The sequence below is a fragment of the Georgenia thermotolerans genome, assembly GCF_009193185.1.
In the GTDB taxonomy this organism is placed as follows: Bacteria; Actinomycetota; Actinomycetes; order Actinomycetales; family Actinomycetaceae; genus Georgenia; species Georgenia thermotolerans.
Genome location: NZ_VUKF01000051.1, coordinates 1 through 19,771, shown reverse-complemented (window position 1 = coordinate 19,771; position 19,771 = coordinate 1). Strand labels below are relative to the sequence as shown.

Here is a 19,771-nt window from a genome sequence, read left to right as displayed (position 1 = left end):
TCGCCCGCGATTTCTCTTGGTCGGTCAGGCGGCTGACCCGGTTCTGATCTTTGACCGGCAGGCGAGCCTGTGTTGTTCTGAACGCCCGGGACCACCTCGGTTCGAGCGTTCGTGGGTGGCCGCCTCGACGGTCCTCCACGGCGCAGAAGGGCGGCGAGCAGTGTCACACCATGCCGACGAGCACGCCGGTGGCCACGCCGCCGGGGATGCGCCGGCGGGGGAGGTGTCGGCCGGGCTCGGTGACGCGGGAATCGGCACGTACGAGTACGACCTGAGCCGACGTCGCCTTCGCGCCGACACCCGCGCTCGAGCGGTCCTCGGGGCCGACTCCGTCACAGGCCTCGAGCAGCGCATACACCCCGACGATCTGCCGTTCCTGGCAGCGCTCGTCACCCGCGGGCTCGACCGGAGCGCGGTGTATGACGTGCGCTTCAGGCTCCGGGACGGCGATCGGACGAAGTGGGTCGCCACGCACGGCAGGCTGCTGCGCACGTCCGACGGCATCCCCAGCCGGCTCGTCGGCGTCGTCTTCGACACCACCTCGTCGCGCGAGGAATACCTGCCGGACGCGGCGTTCCTGGAGACGGTCCCATCGGCGTTCATCGCCCTCAGCCCGACGTGGCAGTTCACCTACGTCAACACGGCCGCCGAGCGCCTGTTGCGCCGCAGCCGCGAGGAGATGCTCGGTGGCGACGTCTGGGAGCTCTTCCCCGCGCTGGTCGGCTCGGCGTTCGAGGCCCCCTATCGGCGCGCGATGGCGACTGGGCGTCCCGTCGCCTTCGAGGCCTTCTACGCGCCGCTGGAGGCCTGGTACGACGTCCGTGCCGCGCTCGGACCGCACGGGCTGTCGGTCTACCTCCTCGACGTCACCACGCGCCACGTGCTGCAGGAGCACGCCGAGCGGGCCGCCCGTCGGAACGAGCTGACCGCCCGCCTGGTCACCGAGCTCGTCGGCACTCTCGACGTCCCGGAGACGGCGAGCCGCGTCGCGCGCACCGTGGTGCCGGCGCTGGGGGACTGGAGCGTGGTCTCCGTCGCCGGCATGGACGACACCGGCAGCCTGCGCGGGATGGCCGACGTCGGCTGGTGGCACCCCGACCCTGCCCTCCGCCCGCTGGTCGAGGGATACGCCCGCCATCGGAAGGTCGCGTCGCGCGCCAATTCCTTCCTCGACCGGGCGCTCACCACCGGCGAGGTGGTGAGCCTGCCCGAGGACGCCGCGGGAGAGATTCGCCGCGCTCTGGCCCCCGGACCCGCCCGCGAGCTCATCACCGAGCTCGCGCCGGCGTCCGGAACGGTGCTGCCCCTGCGGTCGCGCGGCCGCACGCTCGGCGCCATCGGCCTGTTCAACAACCCCGGGCGGCCTCCGCTCGCCGGCGAGGACCTGGCGACCGCCCGAGACATCGCGGACCGCGCGAGCGTGGCCCTCGACAACGCCTACCTCTACCAACGGCAGCGGCGGGTGGCGGAGGAGCTGCAGCTCTCACTCCTCACCGACCCGCCGCCGCTGGACCATCTCGACGTCGCGGTGCGTTACCTCCCCGCGGCCGAGGCCGCCCGGGTCGGCGGCGACTGGTACGACGTCTTCGCGCCGGGCGGTGACGTCACCATCGTCATCGGCGACGTCACCGGCCACGACGTGCAGGCGGCGGCATCGATGGGCCAGGTCCGGGCCCTGCTGCGCGGCATCGCGGTGACCACCGGGTCGGGGCCGGCAGCGTTGCTGACGGAGGTCGACCGAGCGATGCGTGCGCTCGGCCATGACACGCTCGCGACCAGCGTCGTCGCCCGGATGGACGCCCACACGCCGCCAGTGAGGGTGCGCTGGTCGAACGCCGGCCACCCGCCACCGATGCTGCTCGAGCCCGACGGCGGCGTCCGGGTGCTCACCGGCTCCGACCTGCTTCTCGGCGTCCGGCCCAGCGTCCAACGCTCCGAGTCCGTGCTCGTCCTCGAACCCGGCGCCACGCTCGTCCTCTACACCGACGGGCTGGTCGAGCGGCGCGACGGCGGGCTCCTTGCGGGGGTCCGTCGGCTGGAGGAGCTCCTGGGCGAATTCGGTGGCCTGGGAGCGGAGGAACTGTGCGACGCCCTGCTCGGCCGGTTGGTGCCCACTGCGCCCGAGGACGACGTCGCGGTGGTCGCCATACGGCCGCGCCCCGACGTACGCCACCAGTCAGGGGCGACGGCGCCGCATCCCGCGGGGGAGATCGCACCCTCGCCGATAGTCCGAGCCCGGCAGCGGCCGAGATCCCGGGGCGCAGCGGGGGAGTAGGGGCCCGAGGACTCGTCCGCCCGTTTGATGCTTGCGCCGGTTCTCGCGCCGTCGCTGATCAGTGCAGCAGATCGTCTGGATCGACGTCCGGCGCAGAGCGCCGGCGACAGCATTGGCGCGCATGCGGTTCAGGTGGTGCCCGGCCGACGGTTGGCGGCGGGGGGAGGGGCGGGCCGTCCCGGCGATGACGCATGGGATGAGAAGTGCCTACGCCTACTGGCACCACTGCGTATCGCCAGTAGGCGTATTCGACCGGCCCGGCCCGGGATTGGCAGGGAATGGTCCAAGACGAACACGGCTGCCTCTAGGCTCCGGCCATGACCTGGAGTTGCCGGTGAGCGGCCGTCCGGCCAGAACGGTGGTGGTGCTCCGGCACGCCGCCGTGGCAGCCGCGGTTGGAATGCTTGCCGCCGGGTGCGGGAACAGCCTGGGGCCAGGCACGTCCGAGGGGTTCGCCGGCACCGCGATCGTCGTACAAGATGTCGAGGGACTCGGCTCGCAGCCGATCGACGAGGGGTGGGTCATCGCAATTCCCACGGACCGGATCGGTCAGGTCCTGACGGACCTACCGGAGGACCAGCTCAGTGAGCCCCACCTACAGCACGTGACGACGCCCGTCGCCACAGAGGACGTGCGCACCGCGGGAGGCTCAGTCGGAGAGCTCGATGGCGGCAGGTTCACCCTAGAGATCGAGGCCAGGGAGTATTTCGCGTGCCTGGTCCGCGACACAGGCCAGGGCCAGCACACGAGCGGATGCGACCTTGTCGACCTGCCTGCTACAGGGACGCTCGAGCTCACCACCGGCGAGGGTGGTGTGCGTGTCGAGGTGCCTTGAGCGCTCCCTCGCCGCGGAACCGCCGGAGCACTGGCCACCGGGAGAGGGGAGTCGCGTCGCGTCGGTGGTGATGCGTCCGAGGGGACACGCAGACACGTTCTGACATAATGCACATTATCGGATCGCAGCCAAGAAGTGCCCGTTCCGGTGGACTGACGCGGTGCCAGCATGTCTTCGTACCCGATGTCGCCGACTTCATGCGCGACCCGGTTGCCGCGCTCGTGTTCGTCCTTGCCGACCGTGCCGGGCTCGATGCAGATGAGCCGGCTGATCCGGCCACCGCATCGGTGCTGGCGTCCACCGCGTTCGACGAGCTCAATCCGTGGTCCGGTGGCGATGACCGACCCGCTGCCCGCCGAGCTCGCGCGCTGGAGCTCGTGAAGCCGCTGCGCCCGCTCGTCGACGCCGTCATCAACGACTCCCGGAACGCCTGGTGGCCCGCCCCTGGGAACCGCTCCCGCCAGCTCCACCTCACCGATGACGACCGAGTCGATCCGATGCGTGTCGCCACCCCGGCTGGGCCGGCAACTGGTTGGGAGATGTACGCGCAGAAGCCGGAACACCGTGTCGAGACCTCCACCGAACTCACCGTGGCTCCCGGCGAAACCACCATCTCCGGTGCCCATGCCGACCTCGGCTACGGGGCTGGAGACTGGTTCCCCGACTACCCGCTGAGGCAGACGCGCCTCTGCGTGTCCGACGACGCGCGCGTCTACGAGATCAACCGTCCTGAAGACTGGCACGGCCTCGTGATGCGTTACGGGGACCCGGGCTCATACCGGGGCCCGAGCGAGCAGCTGCTGGATCTCGCGGGAATCGATCACGGACCCGCCCCGACCTGGAGCGCCGTCGCCGCGGACTGGAACGGCGTGCACCTGACGTTGGCGGGCATGTTTACCAGCAGCTTCGTACTCGTGAGCACAGCCGACGCCACGACGACCTTGTGGGCATGGGAGTTCGAACGCACCCCGTGGCTACAGCCGGTCTTCAACGCGGCCACTCCCCTGCCCCCGCTCGAAGAAGCGCCGGACGGCTCCGGCTTCCTGAACCCCTGGTAGTTCAACGCCAGCTCGATTCAAAGCGTTGCTCGCACGGCTATGCGTGCGGCCGACTGGTGATCGAGCGGTTCGACTCATCCTGCCTGAATCAGTTCGATGAGCTCCTGCGCGTGGGCGCCGACGGGGAGAACTGACTGCACCTCCTCGAGGGCTCACCGGCACCACCCACGGAGTCGCTGATGGCAACAAAGGCTTCTCGAGACGTCACCGTAGTCCGCGGCGCAGATCTCCCGCCACAGAATAGCGATTGTGATCGCCGCGGAAATGCCGCCCGACAAACGTGCCGGGTTTCTACTTGTCATACTTCAAACACGCCGCCTGGCGGATTTTGCGGGCGGCCACCTTGCGCTCCACCAATGTCATTAGCGCCCTCAGGTACCGAGCGGACTAGCTCGCGGCGAGCCGGGAACGGGCGCGTCCCTTGATCTCCTCGATGACCGCTGTCTTCGCGTCGGCGTACGCGTTCATGTCCGGCCAGTCCTGCCTCGTCAGATCCCGCTTGGTGGCCTCGTAGAGCTGGCGGTCCACCTGGTCGATCCGCAGGTGGTCCCGCAGAAGTAGATAGTCGTCGGCTGCCGGGTCGTCGACCTCGAGGATGTGGATGTGCACATCGCGTTGCTTGGTACGAACCAGTCGGTGACCCGGCTCGCGTACGCGCAGCACATATCCCGAGGCGACCAACGGTTCGAGGTAATCCTCCTCCGCGGTGATGTCAGCCACCGTGACCAAGATGTCGATGATCGGCTTGGCGGCGAGGCCAGGGACCGACGTCGATCCGATGTGCTCCACTGCGACCGCAGCACTGCCAGCCGCATCTCGCACACGAGCCTCATGCGCGGCGTACTGGCTCGCCCATGTTGGGTCGTATTCAGCGAGGAACAGCTCGCGCTTCTCCACGCCGCCAACGAGTTCGACCACAGTCACGTCGTCCCGACGCCGCATCGGCATCTCGCGAGGCTCGCCCATCGGCATGAGACTACTCAGCCGACTCCCGGGTCACCTCGCCCTGAAGGAGCAACGGGTCAGCGAGTGACGTAGAGCACGAACACGGTGGCAGCGAGGGCCAGCACCGACATCACGACGATTCGTAGGTCGCTGTCGCGCCGCGGCCCGCTCACCACCGGGCACCTCCGTTCGGCATAGCGAAGTCACTCGCTCGGCCCCAAGCCGCCGACGCGGTGTCGTCCATGATGTCTCCCTCGTCCGGCCGCGCGCCTCCGCGCACCCTCTCGCAGGCTACTGGTCGGGCGCCCCCGTAGACGACGCCATTGGGGCGAGCCGCCCCCCTCTCGCACGACGACACAGAAGCCGCAGCTCACGGAACGGGTGCTGGGCGGCGTTCCTGTGCCACCTTTCGACAGGGTGCCGGATCGGGAACGGCGTTCGGGGACAAATTGCCAGGAGGGCCGGTGGGGCCGGAACAAGGGAGTCACGCGCTGACGCGGTATCTGATGTCGTTCCCCAGCAGTGCGATGAGCATCCCCGCGGGCGAGGGGCCCGACGCAGCCAAGGCCCAGATGCCGTCATGCACGAAGCCAAGGACGCTGGGGGGTACCTCTTCTCCGGCAGGACGAACCACGACGTCGAGCCGGTCATGGTGGCGGGTGATCGGACAGTCACGGACCTCACGGGAGGTATGGCCGCCATCGACTCGCCCTCGAAGGAGACGGCCCTCGAACGGGCAGCAAAACTCGCGGCCGTGTGCCGTCATCCCGACAGAGGTTCCGGCCCGTCGACGTTGATCGTCAGCGGACCGGTGCCACAGCGGGTGATCACCTCTTGCGAGGGCGTCGAACCCGCGTTGACTTCACGGTGCACGATGTGTTTGGGGATGTGGAGGAAGTCACCCGGTCCGGCGTCGATAGCTCGAGCGCCACCAGGACCGAACTCGATGCGAACCCTGCCGTCGATGACATACACGGACGTCTCATGGTCGCCATGGTGATGCCAGCCGGACAGCACACCCGGCTCGGTCCGCACCAACCCCGACCAGAGCCCCTCGACGGCGATGGCCTGCTCGCGAACCTTTCCTGGTGTCGGATCGACGACGCGACGGTCCCCGCCATGAACGCAGGTGACCTCGTGAGGGTCGCTCATCGTGCTTCCCCTTCTCCCTGGTTCAGGTTAGGCCGCAGGCGGAACCGGTGGAAGAACCGGCCCGACGCTGGCCCGCCTCTCCCCCGGGCACGTCACCAGCCCGTCCCCGGCCGAGGCAACTCCTATCCCCTTTCGTCAAACCAGCGTTATCCTTTTCGAGTGACATTGCTGAAGGCTATTGCATGACGGTTATCTGGTGCGCGCGTCGAAGCCTTCACGTGTCCGCGTACCGATAACTGTCCACAGCGAAGATTACTGCGGGAACAATCCACCGTCATTCGCCACTTGCAAGGAATGTGTACGAGGCATCGCCGTCTGGGCCTCGACCGAACAGGTCCACATAATATGGACCGCCGGGTGGCATGGTGAAAGTGACACTTCGACCTTCATCCGATTCCTCGACCGTCAGCTCTTGTCCCGTTCCCACCTCAGGTTTCGGGCTCGCAGCTGCCGGGCGCGTCGCTGCCTCCCAGTGCCAACCGGCGCGCTCGGACGTGACCTGGATCTGCCCAGTGACGACGCCGACGTCCACGGGATTCGTTGACGGGGCGCCGTCCCAGCAGGAGCCGCCCGCAGCATGTGTGATGCAGGCGGACCACGGCTCCACCGCAACCCGGTTTCGGGCGTGGGAAATCTCGATCGCGGGCGGTTTTCGGTCGCCCTCAGAGGGACCGCCGGCCAGCACACTGCACGCCGACAGGAGCAGCGCCAGAGCTACGACGCCAGAACGCAGGCAGGCGGCCATGCGGTCACGGTAGAGCCCCGCGCCGGGGCGCACGGTTGTTACGAGCCCGGTGGCACGCCGTCGGCCCCGGTGATAGGTCGGACGACGCGTGCGGGGACCCCGGCCGCAATGACTCCCGCGGGAATGGACCGAGTGACGACGCTGCCGGAGCCGACGACGCTGCCGGTGCCGATAGTGACACCAGGATTGATGCTGACGTCCCCACCGATCCAGACGTCGTCCTCGAGAGTGACCGGCCTTGCGATGCACCAGCCGGCCGCACGGTCCGCCGGTCGGAGAGCGTGGTTGGTCGTGTAGATGCTCACCCGGGGACCGAGGAGCACGTTGTCCCCGATCGTGATGCCGCCGCCGTCGAGCATGACGCAGTCGAAGTTGGCGTAGAAGTTCTCCCCGATGGAGATGTGGAATCCGAACTCACAGCGAAACGTCGGTTCGAAGTGGACGTTCCGGCCAATCTTCTCGAGGAGGTCTGCGAGCAGCATTTCTCGTTCAGCGGAGGCGCGACCGAAGCTGGCGTTGTACTCGTCGGTGCGCCGCACGGTGTTCTCACGGGCGGCAACGAGTTCGTCGGTGAGGTCGTTGTACCACTCCCCTGCGCACATCCGAGCCCGCTGCTGGTCGAGATTCATGAGGCCTCGTCTCCCTGCTTTCCGCGTGCCGTCCGTGTCGTCGGGATTGCCGCGATTTCCTGTCCACTAGTGGATCATGACGGCTATGAAAGTCCCGGCCGGCGTCGCGGGCGCGCTTCTGGTCTTGATGGCGAGCTGTGCCATCCCCAGGAGTGTTCCCGACCGGGAACCGGATGTGACCGGTGTCGTCCATCTGCGGAGCGACGAGCGCGGCGCCGTCCTGACCGAGGCGAGTGACGGGTACTTCGAGGGCATGGGCCTGCTGAGAAGCGATCCGCTCATCCTCCGCCTGCCCGGAAATAGGCAGATCGAGCCGTCGGAGATCGAGGCCGGCGAAGGCATCGAGGTGTGGGTCGGCGATGTGTGTGCCGAGTCCGATTCCGTGCAGTGCGAGATCGTGGCCCTTCGGGTGCTCGGATTGCGCAACTAGCGCGACCCCGAGAGCCGTTCGCACCAGGGCGCGCTCTGTGGTTGAGGCCGGAATTATCTGTCGCCACTCCCCGCCACTTTCAACCTATAGCGCACTGGGGGTCTTGCGGCAAGGCCCCGGTGCTGCCGCAGAATCTCGGGCTCAGGCCGACGTCGGCCCCTCTCTGACCCGGAGTAGATGACGTGTCTCCCATGACGCCCAGTGCGTTCGACCTGCCAGACCACCTCGCCGCGAAGGCCGATCCAGGGCTCATCGCACGCGACGAGCACCACTTCGCCGCCGTCGCCCGCACGCTGGAGCGGTCGGTCCAGGACCTGGCCGACCGCCTCGACGCCGAGCGGCGAAAGCCCGGCGGCATCGGCCAGCAGGCGCTGGACCGCGACCAGGAGATCCACCGCCTCAGCGCCCGGCTGCGCACGCTGCGCCGCTTCGGGCTGGACCTGTGCCTCGGCCGCATGGTCCGCGCCGACGACGTCGGCGGTGCCCAACCGGTGTACGTCGGACGCCTGGGCCTCACCGACGGGGACGGTCACCGCCTCCTCGTCGACTGGCGCTCCCCCGCGGCGGCGCCGTTCTTCGGCGCCACTCACGCCGACCCGATGGGCCTGGCAAGCCGCCGCCGATATCGCTGGACCCGCGGTCGAGTCAGCGATTACTGGGACGAGGTGTTCACGCCCGACGCGGGCGCCGGGCACGCCGCCCTCGACGATCAGTCGGCCTTCATCGCCAGCCTCGCCGAGAGCAGGTCGCCCCGGATGCGGGACGTGCTCGCCACCATCCAGGCCGACCAGGACGCCGTCGTCCGCGCCGGAAGCGGCGGGGCGACCGTGGTCGACGGGGGGCCGGGCACGGGCAAGACGGTGGTCGCCCTGCACCGAGCCGCCTACCTGCTCCATGCCGAGCCGCACCTGCGGCGCCACGGTGGTGTGCTGGTCGTCGGCCCGCACGAGCCGTACCTCGCCTACATCGCCGATGTGCTTCCCAGCCTCGGCGAAGACGGCGTGCGGACGTGCACCCTGCGTGACCTCGTCCCGGAAGGGGCCGCCGCCTCGCCCGAGGCCGACCCGGAGGTGGCCCACCTGAAGGCCACCGCCCAGATGACGGAGGCGATCGAGCCGGCCGTGCGCCTGTACGAGGAGCCACCGACCGAGGGCCTGCTCGTCGAGACCCCCTGGTCCGACATCTGGCTCAGCCCCGCCGACTGGGCCGAGGCCTTCGGGGCGGCCGATCCGGCGATCCCGCACAACGAGGCCCGCGACCAGGTCTGGTTCGCCCTGCTTGACATCCTGTGTGACGGCGCCCGGGAGGACGACGTCGCGCCGGAGCTGCTCCGCCGGTCCCTGCGGCAGAACCACGAGCTGGTGCGGGCTTTCAACAGCGCGTGGCCCGTGCTCGACCCGGCCGACGTGGTCGCCGACCTGTGGGACGTGCCCGCCTACCTGCGCAGGTGCGCCCCCTGGCTCACCCGCGACGAGGCCGCGCGGCTCCGCCGCGCCGAGCCGGGCCCCTGGACGGTGTCGGACCTGCCGCTGCTGGACGCCGCGCGCCTGCGCGTCGGTGACACGCGGGCCGCCTGGCGGCGGCACCGCCTGGAGGCCGCGCTGGCCGCCGAACGCGAGGAGCTGGCGCGCGTGGTGGACCACCTCATCGCGACCGACGACACGGAGATGCAGGTGATGTCGATGCTGCGGGGCGAGGATCTCCAGGCCGCGCTGGTGGACGGGGCCCGCGGCGCCGCCACGCCGGACGCGCTCGCCGGACCGTTCGCCCACATCGTCGTCGACGAGGCCCAGGAGCTCACGGACGCCGAGTGGCAGATGCTGCTGCGCCGCTGCCCTTCCCGCAGCCTCACCATCGTCGGGGACCGCGCGCAGGCCCGGCACGGGTTCACGGAGTCGTGGGAGAACCGGCTCGGGCGGCTCGGGCTCACCGAGGTCACCGTCGCCGCGCTCGGCATCAACTACCGGACCCCGGAGGAGGTCATGGTCGAGGCCGAGCCGGTCATCCGGGCGGTGCTGCCGGACGCCAACGTGCCCACGTCGGTGCGCCACACCGGCGTGCCGGTCACCCGCGCGACGGTGCCCGAGCTGGACACGATCCTCGGGCGCTGGCTGGCGGTGCACGCCGACGGCGTCGCGTGCGTGATCGGGAACCTCGCCGTGCCGGAGCGGCCGCGCGTGCGGTCGCTGGCGCCCGCCCAGGCGAAGGGCCTCGAGTTCGACCTCGTCGTCCTCCTCGCCCCGGAGACCTGGGACGCGGGTCACGAGGCCGCCGTCGACCGCTACGTGGCGATGACCCGGGCGACGCAGGAGCTCGTCGTCCTCGCGGGTGCCTGAGGTCGGCGGCCCCGGATCAGCAGTCCCCGGCCGCGCTCCCGCCGTCGACGCACCCGGTGGCCACCGCGCTCCCGGCGGCCTGGGCGCCATGAAGGCTCACCGGCTCCGTGCGCGCCGTCCAGTATCCGGAGAGGCCGGCCCGCCGGGCGGTGCGCCAGCCCCGCAGGGCGACGACGAGCCAGAGCACGGCCAGGGCGGCGAGAACGATGACGGCGACCCATGCCTCCGTGGTCATGTGCGCCTCCTTGCACCGGGAGATGACGCCCAGTGTGGCAGACGCCGTGACCGGGGACGCCCGTTCCGACCCCGTCGTCCGATACCTGCGGATACGTTCCACGCATGAGCGACGTCTCCGCGTACGACCTCTACGAAGCCCGGCTCGTCCCGCTCGACGGCGACGGGCCGGTCCGGCGCCTGGCCCGCAGCGTGTGGGCCGCCGCGGCCGCGTGGCCGCCGGGGCTGCTCCCGCTGCCGACCGTCGCGCACCTGGTGGTCACCGAACGGGCGACGGGCCGGACCGTCCACCGCCGCCCCGTGGACTCCGGCGAGGCCGGCGGCATCCTCGCCTACGTGCACGAGCGCATGGCGCGGGAGTCTCCCGAACGGTTCCGGGAGAGCCTCGACGACCTCTACCGCTCTCCCGCGGCGCGGCCCGAGGGCGCCTGACCAGCAGGCGCCCTCGGCCATCGGGCGGGGCGGTCAGGCGCCGACGTAGGCGGCCAGGTGCTTGCCGGTCAGCGTCGCGCGGGAGGCGACCAGGTCCGCCGGCGTGCCCTCGAAGACGATCCGGCCGCCGTCGTGGCCGGCGCCCGGGCCGAGGTCGATGAGCCAGTCCGCGTGGGCCATGACGGCCTGGTGGTGCTCGATGACGATGACCGACTTGCCGGCGTCGACGAGCCGGTCGAGCAGCCCCAGCAGCTGCTCGACGTCGGCGAGGTGGAGGCCGATGGTCGGCTCGTCGAGGACGTAGACCCCGCCCTTCTCGCCCATGTGGGTGGCCAGCTTCAGCCGCTGCCGCTCACCGCCGGACAGCGTCGTCAGCGGCTGGCCCAGGCTGAGGTACCCCAGGCCGACGTCGGCGAGCCGCCGAAGGATCTTGGACGCCGCCGGCAGGCGCGCCTCGCCGTCGCCGAAGAACTCCTCCGCCTCGGTCACCGGCATCGCCAGCACCTCGCTGATGTCGCGGCCGCCCAGCTGGTACTCCAGCACCGCCGCCTGGAACCGCTTGCCCTCGCAGTCCTCGCAGGTGGACTCCACCGTCGCCATGACGCCGAGGTCGGTGTAGATCACCCCGGCGCCGTTGCAGGTGGGGCAGGCGCCTTCGGAGTTGGAGCTGAACAGGGCCGGCTTGACGCCGTTGGCCTTGGCGAACGCCTTGCGGATCGGGTCGAGCAGGCCGGTGTAGGTCGCGGGGTTGCTCCGGCGGGACCCGCCGATCGCGCCCTGGTCGATGACGACGACGCCGTCGCGCCCGGCCACCGAGCCGTGGATGAGCGAGCTCTTGCCGGAGCCGGCGACGCCGGTGACGACACACAGCACCCCGAGCGGGATGTCGACGTCGACGTCCTTGAGGTTGTGCGTCGCCGCGCCGCGGACCTCGAGGGTGCCGGACGGCGTGCGCACCGCCTTCTTGAGCCTGGCCCGGTCGTCGAGGTGGCGTCCGGTGATGGTGCCGCTTCGCCGCAGCCCCTCGAGGCTGCCCTCGTAGCAGACGGTGCCGCCGGCCGTGCCGGCGCCGGGCCCGAGGTCGACGACGTGGTCGGCGATCGCGATGGTCTCCGGCTTGTGCTCGACGACGAGCACGGTGTTGCCCTTGTCCCGCAGCTGCAGCAGCAGGGTGTTCATCCGCTCGATGTCGTGCGGGTGCAGGCCGATGGTCGGCTCGTCGAAGACGTAGGTGACGTCGGTCAGCGAGGAGCCGAGGTGGCGGATCATCTTCGTTCGCTGCGCCTCGCCGCCGGAGAGGGTGCCCGCCGGCCGGTCGAGGGAGAGGTAGCCCAGCCCGATCTGGGTGAAGGAGTCGAGCAGGTGCCGCAGGCCGGCGAGGAGGGGGGCGACGGACGGCTCGTCCAGGCCCCGCACCCACTCGGCCAGGTCACTGATCTGCATGGCGCAGGCGTCGGCGATGCTGATCCCGCGGATCTTGGAGGAGCGGGCCTCGTCGCTGAGGCGGGTGCCCGCGCACTGCGGGCAGACGGTGAAGGTGATGGCCCGCTCGACGAAGGCGCGGATGTGCGGCTGCAGGGCGTCGACGTCCTTGGAGAGCATCGACTTCTGGATCTTGGGGATCAGCCCCTCGTAGGTGAGGTTGATGCCCTCGACCTTGATCTTCGTCGGCTCCTTGTAGAGCAGGTCGTGCATCTCCCGCTTGGTGTACTTCGCGATGGGCTTGTCCGGGTCGAAGAAGCCGCAACCGCGGTAGATCCGGCCGTACCAGCCGTCCATGCTGTAGCCCGGGATGGTCAGTGCGCCCTCGTTGAGGGACTTCGAGGCGTCGTACAGCGCGGTGAGGTCGAAGTCGTTGACCGAGCCCTTGCCTTCGCAGCGCGGGCACATGCCGCCGAGGCGGGTGAAGGTGGCCTTCTCGGCCCTGGTCTTGGCGCCGCGCTCGACGGTGATCGCGCCGCTGGCCCGCACCGTGGGGATGTTGAACGAGTAGGCGTTGGGCGAGCCGATGTGCGGCTGGCCCAGCCGGCTGAAGAGGATGCGCAGCAGGGCGTTGGCGTCGGTCGCCGTGCCCACCGTGGAACGCGGGTTGGCACCCATCCGCTCCTGGTCGACGATGATCGCCGTCGTGAGCCCGTCGAGCATGTCGACCTCGGGCCGGGCGAGGGTGGGCATGAAGCCCTGCACGAAGGCGCTGTAGGTCTCGTTGATCAGCCGCTGCGACTCAGCGGCGATCGTCTCGAACACCAGGGAGCTCTTGCCCGACCCCGACACGCCGGTGAAGACGGTGAGCCGGCGCTTGGGGATCTCGACGCTGACGTCCTTGAGGTTGTTCTCCCGCGCGCCCTGGACCCGGATGAGGTCGTGGACGTCGGCGGCGTGCCGCGCGGGCGCCGGGGTGTCGGTGCGTGTGGCTGTCATGGTGATGTCTCCTTCTTCCCGCGAGTCGTCCTCGCGGTCTTCGCCGGCCTCGACCGGCTCGATCTAACCAGCCGCCGAGCGTTGCTGGTGCGCATCGGTCGGCGGGCGTCAGCGCACCTCCTGGATGCGGATGAGGTTCCCGGCGGGGTCGCGCACGGCGCAGTCACGCACCCCGTACGGCTGCTCGGTCGGCTCCTGGACGACGTCGACGTCCCCGGCCTGCAGCCGCTCGAAGGTGGCGTCGAGGTCCGGCGTGGCGAGCAGCAGCATCGCGAAGGTGCCCTTGGCCATCATCTCGGTGATGGTGCGGCGCTCGTCGTCGGTGATGCCGGGGTTGGCGGCCGGCGGGTCCAGGACGATGGAGGTGCCGGGCTGGCCGGGCGGCCCGACCGTGATCCAGCGCATCTTGCCCTTGCCGACGTCGTTGCGGACCTCGAATCCGAGGACGTCGCGGTAGAAGGCCAGGGAGGCGTCGGGGTCGTCGTGCGGGAGGAAGCTGGCGTGAATGGTGAGGTCCATGACCCTCACGCTAGAAGGGGCACCGGCCCGCGGGCTTCTTGATTCCTGATCGGTCTGGTCACCTGTTTGGCCACGCACGGCGGCATCCCCGCCGACCCGTCCGCCGCCTGGCGCCGGTAGACGCTGGGCGGGACGCCGACCAGCTCGGCGAAGCGGGTACTGAAGGTGCCCAGCGACGAGCAGCCGACGGCGAAGCACACCTCGGTGACGCTGAGGTCACCGCGGCGCAGCAACGCCATGGCCCGCTCGATGCGACGCGTCATGAGGTAGGAGTACGGCGACTCGCCGTAGGCCACGCGGAACTGGCGGCTGAGGTGCCCGGCCGACATGTGGACCCCGCGGGCCAGCGCCTCGACGTCGAGCGGCTGGGCGTACTCCCGGTCGATGCGGTCGCGCACGCGGCGCAGCAGCGCGAGGTCGCGCAGGCGCTGGGCCTCCGCGGGTCTGCCGGTCACGTGCGCGATCGTGCCACGCGGGGCGCGGTTTGCCCAGGGGCGCCGGAGCGTGGGTCAGGCGCGCATCCAGCGGATGACGGTGTCGACGACGGCGGCCTCGTTGGCCGCGACGTCGTCGAGGTCGCGGAAGGTGATGACGGCCCGGTCCGTGGCGACCCATTCGAGCAGGCCGAACGGGTCCTCGAAGTGGAAGTCCGCGCCGTCGCCCCGCTTCGTGGCGCCGCGGTGCAGGACGAGCTGGAGCCGGTCGCCGGGCTGGAGCCGGAAGGTGGCACGGTCGACGTCCGCGTAGCAGAAGCTCGGCGCGTTCCACTTCACCCGCTCGGTGATCTCGTCGTTCGCCGCCAGGATGGCGGCACGCAGGCGCTCGACCCCGGGCTTGAACGGATGCTGCAGGGCGGCCAGGTACGCCGCGACCTCGTTGGATCGAGCCGTCATGTCTGCTCCTTCCAGACTGTCCCCGGCACCGATGGTCCCAGTACCGGTCGAACCGGGGCGCCAATACGGGACACGACGGCAGAAATGCCTCGACCGGCCGATCGGAGGCTGCGAGGGGCCGGCGGGCAGGGCGCCCGCCGCGGCCCCCGGTCGTCCGACGCCGGCCGGTGCGTCAGTGCAGCTGGCCGCGGACCGCGCCGTCGGGGTACTGCCGCGTGTGCACGTCGACGTAGAAGAGGTTGGGCTGACGCAGCAGGTCACGCGCGATCTCCCGGCTCACCCCGGCGCAGCCGTTCACGCGCCCGCGCTGAGGGGACTTCAGGGCCACGACCACCGCCCCGTTCTCGCCGGCGCGGCCACGGTGGACGTGCGCCTGCGTGGCGTCGTCGATGCGGGAGACGTCGAGGCGGTAGCAGACCTGCTGCTCGGCGGTGTTGACGGTGATCCGGGCGCGGCCGATCCCGTCGGGGTCCCCCGGGCGGCCCACCACGTCGCGACCGTGCAGCGTGGCGACCAGGCTCCTGCCCGGCTGCGTCGCCGCCTCCGCCGTGGCGGCCGGACCCGCCGTCAGTGCCGCGGCCACGGCCAGGGCGACGAGTGCGCGTCTCATGAGCAGCCCCTCACGTGACGGTCGGCGTGTGAGGTCACGCTACGCCTGTCGCCGATACCGCACCGCCCGGGCTGTGGATCACCCGCGCCGCCCGGCGACGGCCAGACCCCCGAGGTCCTCGTCGCGCACGACCCGCGCGCGCAGGCCCGCGGCCTCCATGGCGGCCACCATCACCGGCGCCTGCCGCTCGCCGGCCTCCACCAGCACCCGCCCACTCGCGGACAGCCACCGGGGCGCCGCCGCGACCACGCGGCGCAGGACGGTCAGGCCGTCCGGCCCGCCGTCCAGCGCCGCCCGCGGCTCGTACAGGCGCGCCTCGGGCGGCATGAGCGCGATGGCTTCGGTGGGCACGTACGGCGCGTTCGCGATCACCACGTCGACGCGCCCGCGCAGCCGCCCGGGCAGCGGCTCGAACAGGTCGCCGGCGTAGACCTGGCCGCGGCCGGCGAGGTTGCGGCGGGCGCAGCGGACGGCGGCGGGGTCGAGGTCCACGGCGTGCAGCTCGACCTCGACCGCGGCGGCCAGCGCGGCGCCCACCGCCCCGGAGCCGCAGCACAGGTCGACGACGACGGCGCCGGGACGGCACCCCCGGCGCGCCTCGGCCACAAGCAGCTCCGTGCGCCGGCGCGGCACGAACACGCCCGGCTCGACCGCGACGCGCAGCCCGCAGAACTCCACCCAGCCGAGCACCCGCTCCAGGGGCTCCCCGCCCACCCGCCGGGCGACGAGGGCCTCCAGGGCCGCGGCGTCGTCGGCCGCCGCGAGGAGCAGCCGGGCCTCGTCCTCGGCGAAGACGCACCCGGCGGCGCGCAGGCGGGCGACGACCTCGGGCGCTGGGCGATCAGCGCTCATCCGCCGCCGGTTCGATGACGTCCCACCGGTTGCCGTACAGGTCCTCGAGGATGATCACCCGCCCGTGCGGCTCCTGGCGGGGCTCCTCGGTCGCGACGGCGCCGTGGGCCAGCGCCCGCTCCAGGGTGGCGTCGAAGTCCTCGACGTGGAGGAAGAAGCCCACGCCGTCGCCGGCCTGGTTGCCGACCCGGGCGCGCTGCGCCTCCCGGGTGGCCTGGGCCAGGCGCAGCCCGGCGCCGTCGTCGGGCGAGCCGACCACGACCCAGCGCTTGCCGCCGCCCTGCGGGCTGTCCTCGAGCAGCCGCAGCCCGAAGGCGCCGGTGTAGAACGCGATGGCCTCGTCGTAGTCGTGGACGAGGACGTTGACCAGGGCCACGTGCGGCACGCGGACCCCCTCTCTGGCTGGTCTCAGGTGGTGGACGGCGGGGCCGGGCGCAGCGGCAGCCAGGCCAGGACGTCCTGGATCCTGGCGTCCCAGTAGGCCCAGTCGTGCCCGCCGGGCCCGGCGTCGTAGGTCAGCGGCACGCCGGCGTCTGCGGCGGCCCGGCGGAAGGTCTCGTTGCCGGGGAGGAGCGGGTCGTCCGTGCCGCAGCACGCGTACAGGCGGGGCAGGTGCACGGCGCGGCCGCGGGCCCGGGCGAGGAGCGCGAGGAGGTCGTGCTCGGTGCCCGCGAGCGGCCCGTCGCCGAAGACGCGCCGGTACGTCTCGGCCCGGTCGGCGTCGGTGCGGGCGGCGGCGTCGATGTCGAGCACGCCCGAGAGGCTGGCGGCCGCCGCGAAGCGGGTCGGGCGGGTGAGGGCCCAGCGCATCGCCCCGTAGCCGCCCATCGACAGGCCCGCGACGAAGGTGTCCTCCCGGCGGGTGGAGACGCGGAAGAAGCTCGCGACGATCTCAGGGAGCTCCTCGGTCAGGAACGTGCCGTACCGGTTGCCGTGGTGCTCGTCGACGTAGAAGCTGCGCTCGACCTGCGGCATGACGACGGCCAGGCCCAGCTCGGCGACGTAGCGCTCGACGGAGGTGCGCCGCACCCAGGTGGTGGCGTCGTCGCTGAGCCCGTGCAGCAGGTACAGCACGGGCGGGGCGCCGGCGGGGGCGGTGCCGGTCAGGCCGATCTGCCCGGTGGTGGCCTGGGGCAGCAGCACCGTCATGGAGGTGCTCAGGCCGAGCACCTCCGAGAAGAAGTCACAGCGGACCAGCGCCATGCCGGCTCCTCTCCCCCGCCGGTCGGCGGTCAGCGCCGCTCGCCGAGGAGCCGCCAGGTGCCGGGCAGCAGCAGCGCGGCGCCGACGGCCTTGATCGCGTCACCGACGAGGAAGGGCACGACGCCGAGCGCGAGCCCCTGCGCCAGGCCGACGCCGAGGTAGGCCATGAGCCACGGCACCCCGACCAGGTAGACCAGCGCCGTGGCGGCGACGGCGGCCAGGGCCGTGCGCCACGGGGAGCGGTCCCCGCCGCGCCGGGCGAGCCAGCCCAGGCAGGCCGCCGCGGGCAGGTAGCCGACCGCGTAGCCGAAGGAGGCGAAGGCCCAGCCGCTGGTGCCGTCGGCGAAGACCGGCGCGCCGGCCAGGCCGGCGAGGAGCATGACCGCGATGCTCAGCGCGCCGCGCACGGGCCCCAGCGCGGCGCCGACGAGGAGGACACCGAAGGTGCCCAGCGTCAGGGGCACCGGGGTGAACGGCAGCGGCACCACAGCCTGGCCGACGACGGCAACGAAGGCGGCGCCGCCGAGCACGAGCGCGACGTCGCGGACCCCCACCGCGCGGCGGGCGGCGGTCGTGCCGCCGGGGAGGATGTCGGCGAGGACGGGACGGGCGGACACGGTGGTGGCGGTCATGGACACTCCTGACGTGACGGGAACAACAGGGTCATAGCATGCCGCACCCGGCGGCCGGGCCGGCCGCCGGGTCCGTCCCGCAGGTTGACGAGCATCACAACACCTTCACATCCGGGCTGGAACAGACCGGGGACGCGCTGCGTTGAACCCTTCAGACAACGCGGGTGGTGGGCCTGAGCACTGGCCCCCGCATCCGGCTGCCGGGGACCAGGCCGCCGGGAGTTTCCGAGCGAGGGAGATGCACATGGCAGAGCGCTCACTGCGTGGCATGAAGATCGGCGCCAACAGCATGGAGTCGGACGAGGGCGTCGAGTTCGCCCCCCGGATCAAGGCGCAGTACAACTGCCCGGACGGGCACACCTTCGAGCTGCCGTTCTCGGTCGACGCCGAGGTGCCGCCGGTGTGGGAGTGCAAGTGCGGCAAGGAGGCGCTCCTCCTGGACGCCACCAAGCCCGAGCCGAAGAAGCCGGTGAAGCCGCCGCGCACGCACTGGGACATGCTGCTCGAGCGTCGCAGCATCCCCGAGCTGGAGGCGCTCCTGGAGGAGCGGCTGCAGCTGCTGCGCAGCGGCGAGCTGCGTCGTCGTAGCGCCTGAGGCGCCCCACGGCGGGAGAACGGCCCGCCCGGTCCTGGACCGGGCGGGCCGTTCCGCGTCTCGGGGCCGGCGGGCCGCCGGCCGCTCCCGGCGTCAGCGCGGCGGGCGGCGGCCGGTCAGCAGCGCGCGCAGCTGGCGTCCCCGGTGGGCCAGGCCCCAGGCGGTGGTGCGCCACAGCGCCTCGAGCACGATCTGCCGGCTCATCTTGGACCGGCCCTCGGCGCGCTCGACGAAGGTGATCGGCATCTCGACGATGTGGCCGCCGGCGCGGTGCACCCGCCAGGTCATGTCCACCTGGAAGCAGTAGCCCTGCGACTGGATCTCGGCCAGGGGCAGCCGGCGCAGCGTCGCGGCCCGGTAGACCCGGTACCCCCCGGTCGCGTCGTGGACGGGCACCCCGAGGGCGAGGCGCACGTAGAGGTTCCCGCCGCGCGAGAGCGCCTCGCGCCGGCCGGGCCAGTTGACCACCGCGCCGCCGGGCACCCAGCGCGAGCCGAGCACCAGGTCCGGGGCGTCCGACAGCTGCGCCCGCTCCAGCAGCAGCGGCAGCTGCTCGGGCGGGTGGGAGCCATCGGCGTCCATCTCCACCACGAGGTCGTAGCCGCGTTCGAGCGCCCAGGCGAACCCGGCGACGTAGGCGCGACCGAGCCCCTCCTTCCCGGCGCGGTGCAGGACGTGGACGCCCGGGTCGGCCGCCGCGGCGGCGTCGGCGAGCTCGCCGGTGCCGTCGGGGCTGTTGTCGTCGACGACGAGGACGTCCGCCTCCGGCGCCGCGGCCCGGGTGCGGGCGAGGGTGCGGGGCAGGGCGTCGCGCTCCTCGTAGGTGGGGATGATGACGAGCGTCTTCATCGGCCACCTCGCGCCGGCACCCGGCCCGCGGACGAGCCGCGGCGGGCCGGCTCCCGCCGTCCGCCCGGCTCGCGCCGTCCGCCCGGGTCGCGCCTGCCCGTCCCGGCGGACCCGCCCCCGCGCGGG

21 protein-coding genes are annotated in these 19,771 nt (G+C 71.7%); 7 read left to right on the top strand and 14 right to left on the bottom strand.

Features of this window, described 5'->3' with window-relative positions; all coding sequences use genetic code 11:
* Window positions 1–115: 115 nt before the first annotated feature.
* The 3 genes from GD970_RS18510 to GD970_RS18500 all read left to right on the top strand — a co-directional run bounded on the left by GD970_RS18510 (window position 116) and on the right by GD970_RS18500 (window position 4,168).
* On the top strand, window positions 116–2,275 hold the full coding sequence (locus GD970_RS18510) for a SpoIIE family protein phosphatase (RefSeq protein WP_346266134.1): 2,160 nt from the start codon (window positions 116–118) through the stop codon (window positions 2,273–2,275).
* Between the two features lie 334 nt (window positions 2,276–2,609).
* A complete protein-coding gene (locus tag GD970_RS18505; RefSeq protein ID WP_152204381.1) occupies window positions 2,610–3,110 on the top strand; it encodes a hypothetical protein in 501 nt (166 codons plus the stop codon).
* A 107-nt stretch (window positions 3,111–3,217) separates the two neighbouring features.
* Window positions 3,218–4,168, top strand: coding sequence for a hypothetical protein (locus tag GD970_RS18500; RefSeq protein ID WP_152204380.1), 951 nt, complete (start codon window positions 3,218–3,220; stop codon window positions 4,166–4,168).
* A gap of 387 nt (window positions 4,169–4,555) precedes the next feature.
* Here GD970_RS18500 and GD970_RS18495 read toward each other — a convergent pair whose 3' ends face one another.
* From GD970_RS18495 to GD970_RS18480, 3 genes are all read right to left on the bottom strand, one after another.
* Entirely contained in the window at window positions 4,556–5,134 is a 579-nt protein-coding gene (locus GD970_RS18495; RefSeq protein WP_226925455.1) for a GrpB family protein, read from the bottom strand.
* 741 nt (window positions 5,135–5,875) lie between these two features.
* A complete protein-coding gene (locus GD970_RS18485; RefSeq protein ID WP_152204379.1) occupies window positions 5,876–6,265 on the bottom strand; it encodes a cupin domain-containing protein in 390 nt (129 codons plus the stop codon).
* 783 nt (window positions 6,266–7,048) lie between these two features.
* Window positions 7,049–7,639 carry a sugar O-acetyltransferase gene (locus GD970_RS18480; RefSeq protein WP_152204378.1) on the bottom strand — a complete coding sequence of 197 codons (591 nt, stop codon included), beginning with the start codon at window positions 7,637–7,639 and terminating at the stop codon, window positions 7,049–7,051.
* A gap of 85 nt (window positions 7,640–7,724) precedes the next feature.
* On the opposite strand from GD970_RS18480, the gene GD970_RS18475 reads away from it, so the two are divergent.
* Both GD970_RS18475 and helR read left to right on the top strand, forming a co-directional pair.
* A complete protein-coding gene (locus GD970_RS18475) occupies window positions 7,725–8,069 on the top strand; it encodes a hypothetical protein (protein ID WP_152204377.1) in 345 nt (114 codons plus the stop codon).
* 182 nt (window positions 8,070–8,251) lie between these two features.
* Window positions 8,252–10,405, top strand: a complete 2,154-nt coding sequence (helR, locus tag GD970_RS18470) for an RNA polymerase recycling motor ATPase HelR (protein WP_152204376.1) — start codon at window positions 8,252–8,254, stop codon at window positions 10,403–10,405.
* Between the two features lie 16 nt (window positions 10,406–10,421).
* Here helR and GD970_RS21810 read toward each other — a convergent pair whose 3' ends face one another.
* Complete coding sequence (locus GD970_RS21810) at window positions 10,422–10,640, bottom strand: hypothetical protein (RefSeq protein ID WP_155524119.1); 219 nt, start codon at window positions 10,638–10,640, stop codon at window positions 10,422–10,424.
* A gap of 104 nt (window positions 10,641–10,744) precedes the next feature.
* Here GD970_RS21810 and GD970_RS18460 point away from each other — a divergent pair, with 104 nt between their 5' ends.
* Window positions 10,745–11,071, top strand: coding sequence for a hypothetical protein (locus GD970_RS18460; RefSeq protein ID WP_152204375.1), 327 nt, complete (start codon window positions 10,745–10,747; stop codon window positions 11,069–11,071).
* 33 nt (window positions 11,072–11,104) lie between these two features.
* On the opposite strand, the gene GD970_RS18455 is transcribed toward GD970_RS18460, so the two are convergent.
* The 9 genes from GD970_RS18455 to GD970_RS18415 form a co-directional block, all read right to left on the bottom strand.
* Entirely contained in the window at window positions 11,105–13,492 is a 2,388-nt protein-coding gene (locus GD970_RS18455) for an ATP-binding cassette domain-containing protein (RefSeq protein ID WP_152204374.1), read from the bottom strand.
* A 108-nt stretch (window positions 13,493–13,600) separates the two neighbouring features.
* Entirely contained in the window at window positions 13,601–14,011 is a 411-nt protein-coding gene (locus tag GD970_RS18450) for a VOC family protein (protein WP_152204373.1), read from the bottom strand.
* A 5-nt stretch (window positions 14,012–14,016) separates the two neighbouring features.
* Window positions 14,017–14,466 (bottom strand): helix-turn-helix transcriptional regulator, encoded by a 450-nt coding sequence (locus GD970_RS18445; protein ID WP_152204372.1) that lies wholly within the window; start codon window positions 14,464–14,466, stop codon window positions 14,017–14,019.
* 54 nt (window positions 14,467–14,520) lie between these two features.
* A complete protein-coding gene (locus GD970_RS18440) occupies window positions 14,521–14,904 on the bottom strand; it encodes a DUF1801 domain-containing protein (RefSeq protein WP_152204371.1) in 384 nt (127 codons plus the stop codon).
* A gap of 172 nt (window positions 14,905–15,076) precedes the next feature.
* The gene (locus GD970_RS18435) at window positions 15,077–15,514 is read right to left on the bottom strand and encodes a CHRD domain-containing protein (RefSeq protein WP_152204370.1); all 438 of its coding nucleotides are present in this window, start codon (window positions 15,512–15,514) and stop codon (window positions 15,077–15,079) included.
* Between the two features lie 78 nt (window positions 15,515–15,592).
* Window positions 15,593–16,366, bottom strand: coding sequence for a putative protein N(5)-glutamine methyltransferase (locus tag GD970_RS18430; protein WP_152204369.1), 774 nt, complete (start codon window positions 16,364–16,366; stop codon window positions 15,593–15,595).
* Window positions 16,356–16,751 carry a VOC family protein gene (locus tag GD970_RS18425; RefSeq protein ID WP_152204368.1) on the bottom strand — a complete coding sequence of 132 codons (396 nt, stop codon included), beginning with the start codon at window positions 16,749–16,751 and terminating at the stop codon, window positions 16,356–16,358. Before GD970_RS18425 ends, GD970_RS18430 begins: the two co-directional genes overlap by 11 nt.
* Before the next feature lie 23 nt (window positions 16,752–16,774).
* Window positions 16,775–17,569, bottom strand: a complete 795-nt coding sequence (locus GD970_RS18420) for an alpha/beta hydrolase (protein ID WP_152204367.1) — start codon at window positions 17,567–17,569, stop codon at window positions 16,775–16,777.
* Between the two features lie 29 nt (window positions 17,570–17,598).
* A complete protein-coding gene (locus GD970_RS18415; protein WP_452179775.1) occupies window positions 17,599–18,207 on the bottom strand; it encodes a biotin transporter BioY in 609 nt (202 codons plus the stop codon).
* A 238-nt stretch (window positions 18,208–18,445) separates the two neighbouring features.
* On the opposite strand from GD970_RS18415, the gene GD970_RS18410 reads away from it, so the two are divergent.
* The gene (locus GD970_RS18410) at window positions 18,446–18,796 is read left to right on the top strand and encodes an RNA polymerase-binding protein RbpA (RefSeq protein WP_152204365.1); all 351 of its coding nucleotides are present in this window, start codon (window positions 18,446–18,448) and stop codon (window positions 18,794–18,796) included.
* A gap of 93 nt (window positions 18,797–18,889) precedes the next feature.
* Here GD970_RS18410 and GD970_RS18405 read toward each other — a convergent pair whose 3' ends face one another.
* Window positions 18,890–19,645: a polyprenol monophosphomannose synthase gene (locus GD970_RS18405; RefSeq protein ID WP_152204364.1), complete on the bottom strand. Its 756-nt coding sequence runs from the start codon at window positions 19,643–19,645 to the stop codon at window positions 18,890–18,892.
* Between the last annotated feature and the right edge of the window lie 126 nt (window positions 19,646–19,771).

What these genes read in the sequence shown, in the direction of transcription:
- GD970_RS18500 (WP_152204380.1), top strand. Translation starts at nt 3,218, where the DNA reads ATGCACATTATCGGATCGCAGCCAAGAAGTGCCCGTTCCGGTGGACTG.
- GD970_RS18495 (WP_226925455.1), bottom strand. Translation starts at nt 5,134, where the DNA reads ATGGGCGAGCCTCGCGAGATGCCGATGCGGCGTCGGGACGACGTGACT.
- GD970_RS18485 (WP_152204379.1), bottom strand. Translation starts at nt 6,265, where the DNA reads ATGAGCGACCCTCACGAGGTCACCTGCGTTCATGGCGGGGACCGTCGC.
- GD970_RS18480 (WP_152204378.1), bottom strand. Translation starts at nt 7,639, where the DNA reads ATGAATCTCGACCAGCAGCGGGCTCGGATGTGCGCAGGGGAGTGGTAC.
- GD970_RS18475 (WP_152204377.1), top strand. Translation starts at nt 7,725, where the DNA reads ATGAAAGTCCCGGCCGGCGTCGCGGGCGCGCTTCTGGTCTTGATGGCG.
- GD970_RS21810 (WP_155524119.1), bottom strand. Translation starts at nt 10,640, where the DNA reads ATGACCACGGAGGCATGGGTCGCCGTCATCGTTCTCGCCGCCCTGGCC.
- GD970_RS18460 (WP_152204375.1), top strand. Translation starts at nt 10,745, where the DNA reads ATGAGCGACGTCTCCGCGTACGACCTCTACGAAGCCCGGCTCGTCCCG.
- GD970_RS18455 (WP_152204374.1), bottom strand. Translation starts at nt 13,492, where the DNA reads ATGACAGCCACACGCACCGACACCCCGGCGCCCGCGCGGCACGCCGCC.
- GD970_RS18450 (WP_152204373.1), bottom strand. Translation starts at nt 14,011, where the DNA reads ATGGACCTCACCATTCACGCCAGCTTCCTCCCGCACGACGACCCCGAC.
- GD970_RS18440 (WP_152204371.1), bottom strand. Translation starts at nt 14,904, where the DNA reads ATGACGGCTCGATCCAACGAGGTCGCGGCGTACCTGGCCGCCCTGCAG.
- GD970_RS18435 (WP_152204370.1), bottom strand. Translation starts at nt 15,514, where the DNA reads ATGAGACGCGCACTCGTCGCCCTGGCCGTGGCCGCGGCACTGACGGCG.
- GD970_RS18430 (WP_152204369.1), bottom strand. Translation starts at nt 16,366, where the DNA reads ATGAGCGCTGATCGCCCAGCGCCCGAGGTCGTCGCCCGCCTGCGCGCC.
- GD970_RS18420 (WP_152204367.1), bottom strand. Translation starts at nt 17,569, where the DNA reads ATGGCGCTGGTCCGCTGTGACTTCTTCTCGGAGGTGCTCGGCCTGAGC.
- GD970_RS18410 (WP_152204365.1), top strand. Translation starts at nt 18,446, where the DNA reads ATGGCAGAGCGCTCACTGCGTGGCATGAAGATCGGCGCCAACAGCATG.
- GD970_RS18405 (WP_152204364.1), bottom strand. Translation starts at nt 19,645, where the DNA reads ATGAAGACGCTCGTCATCATCCCCACCTACGAGGAGCGCGACGCCCTG.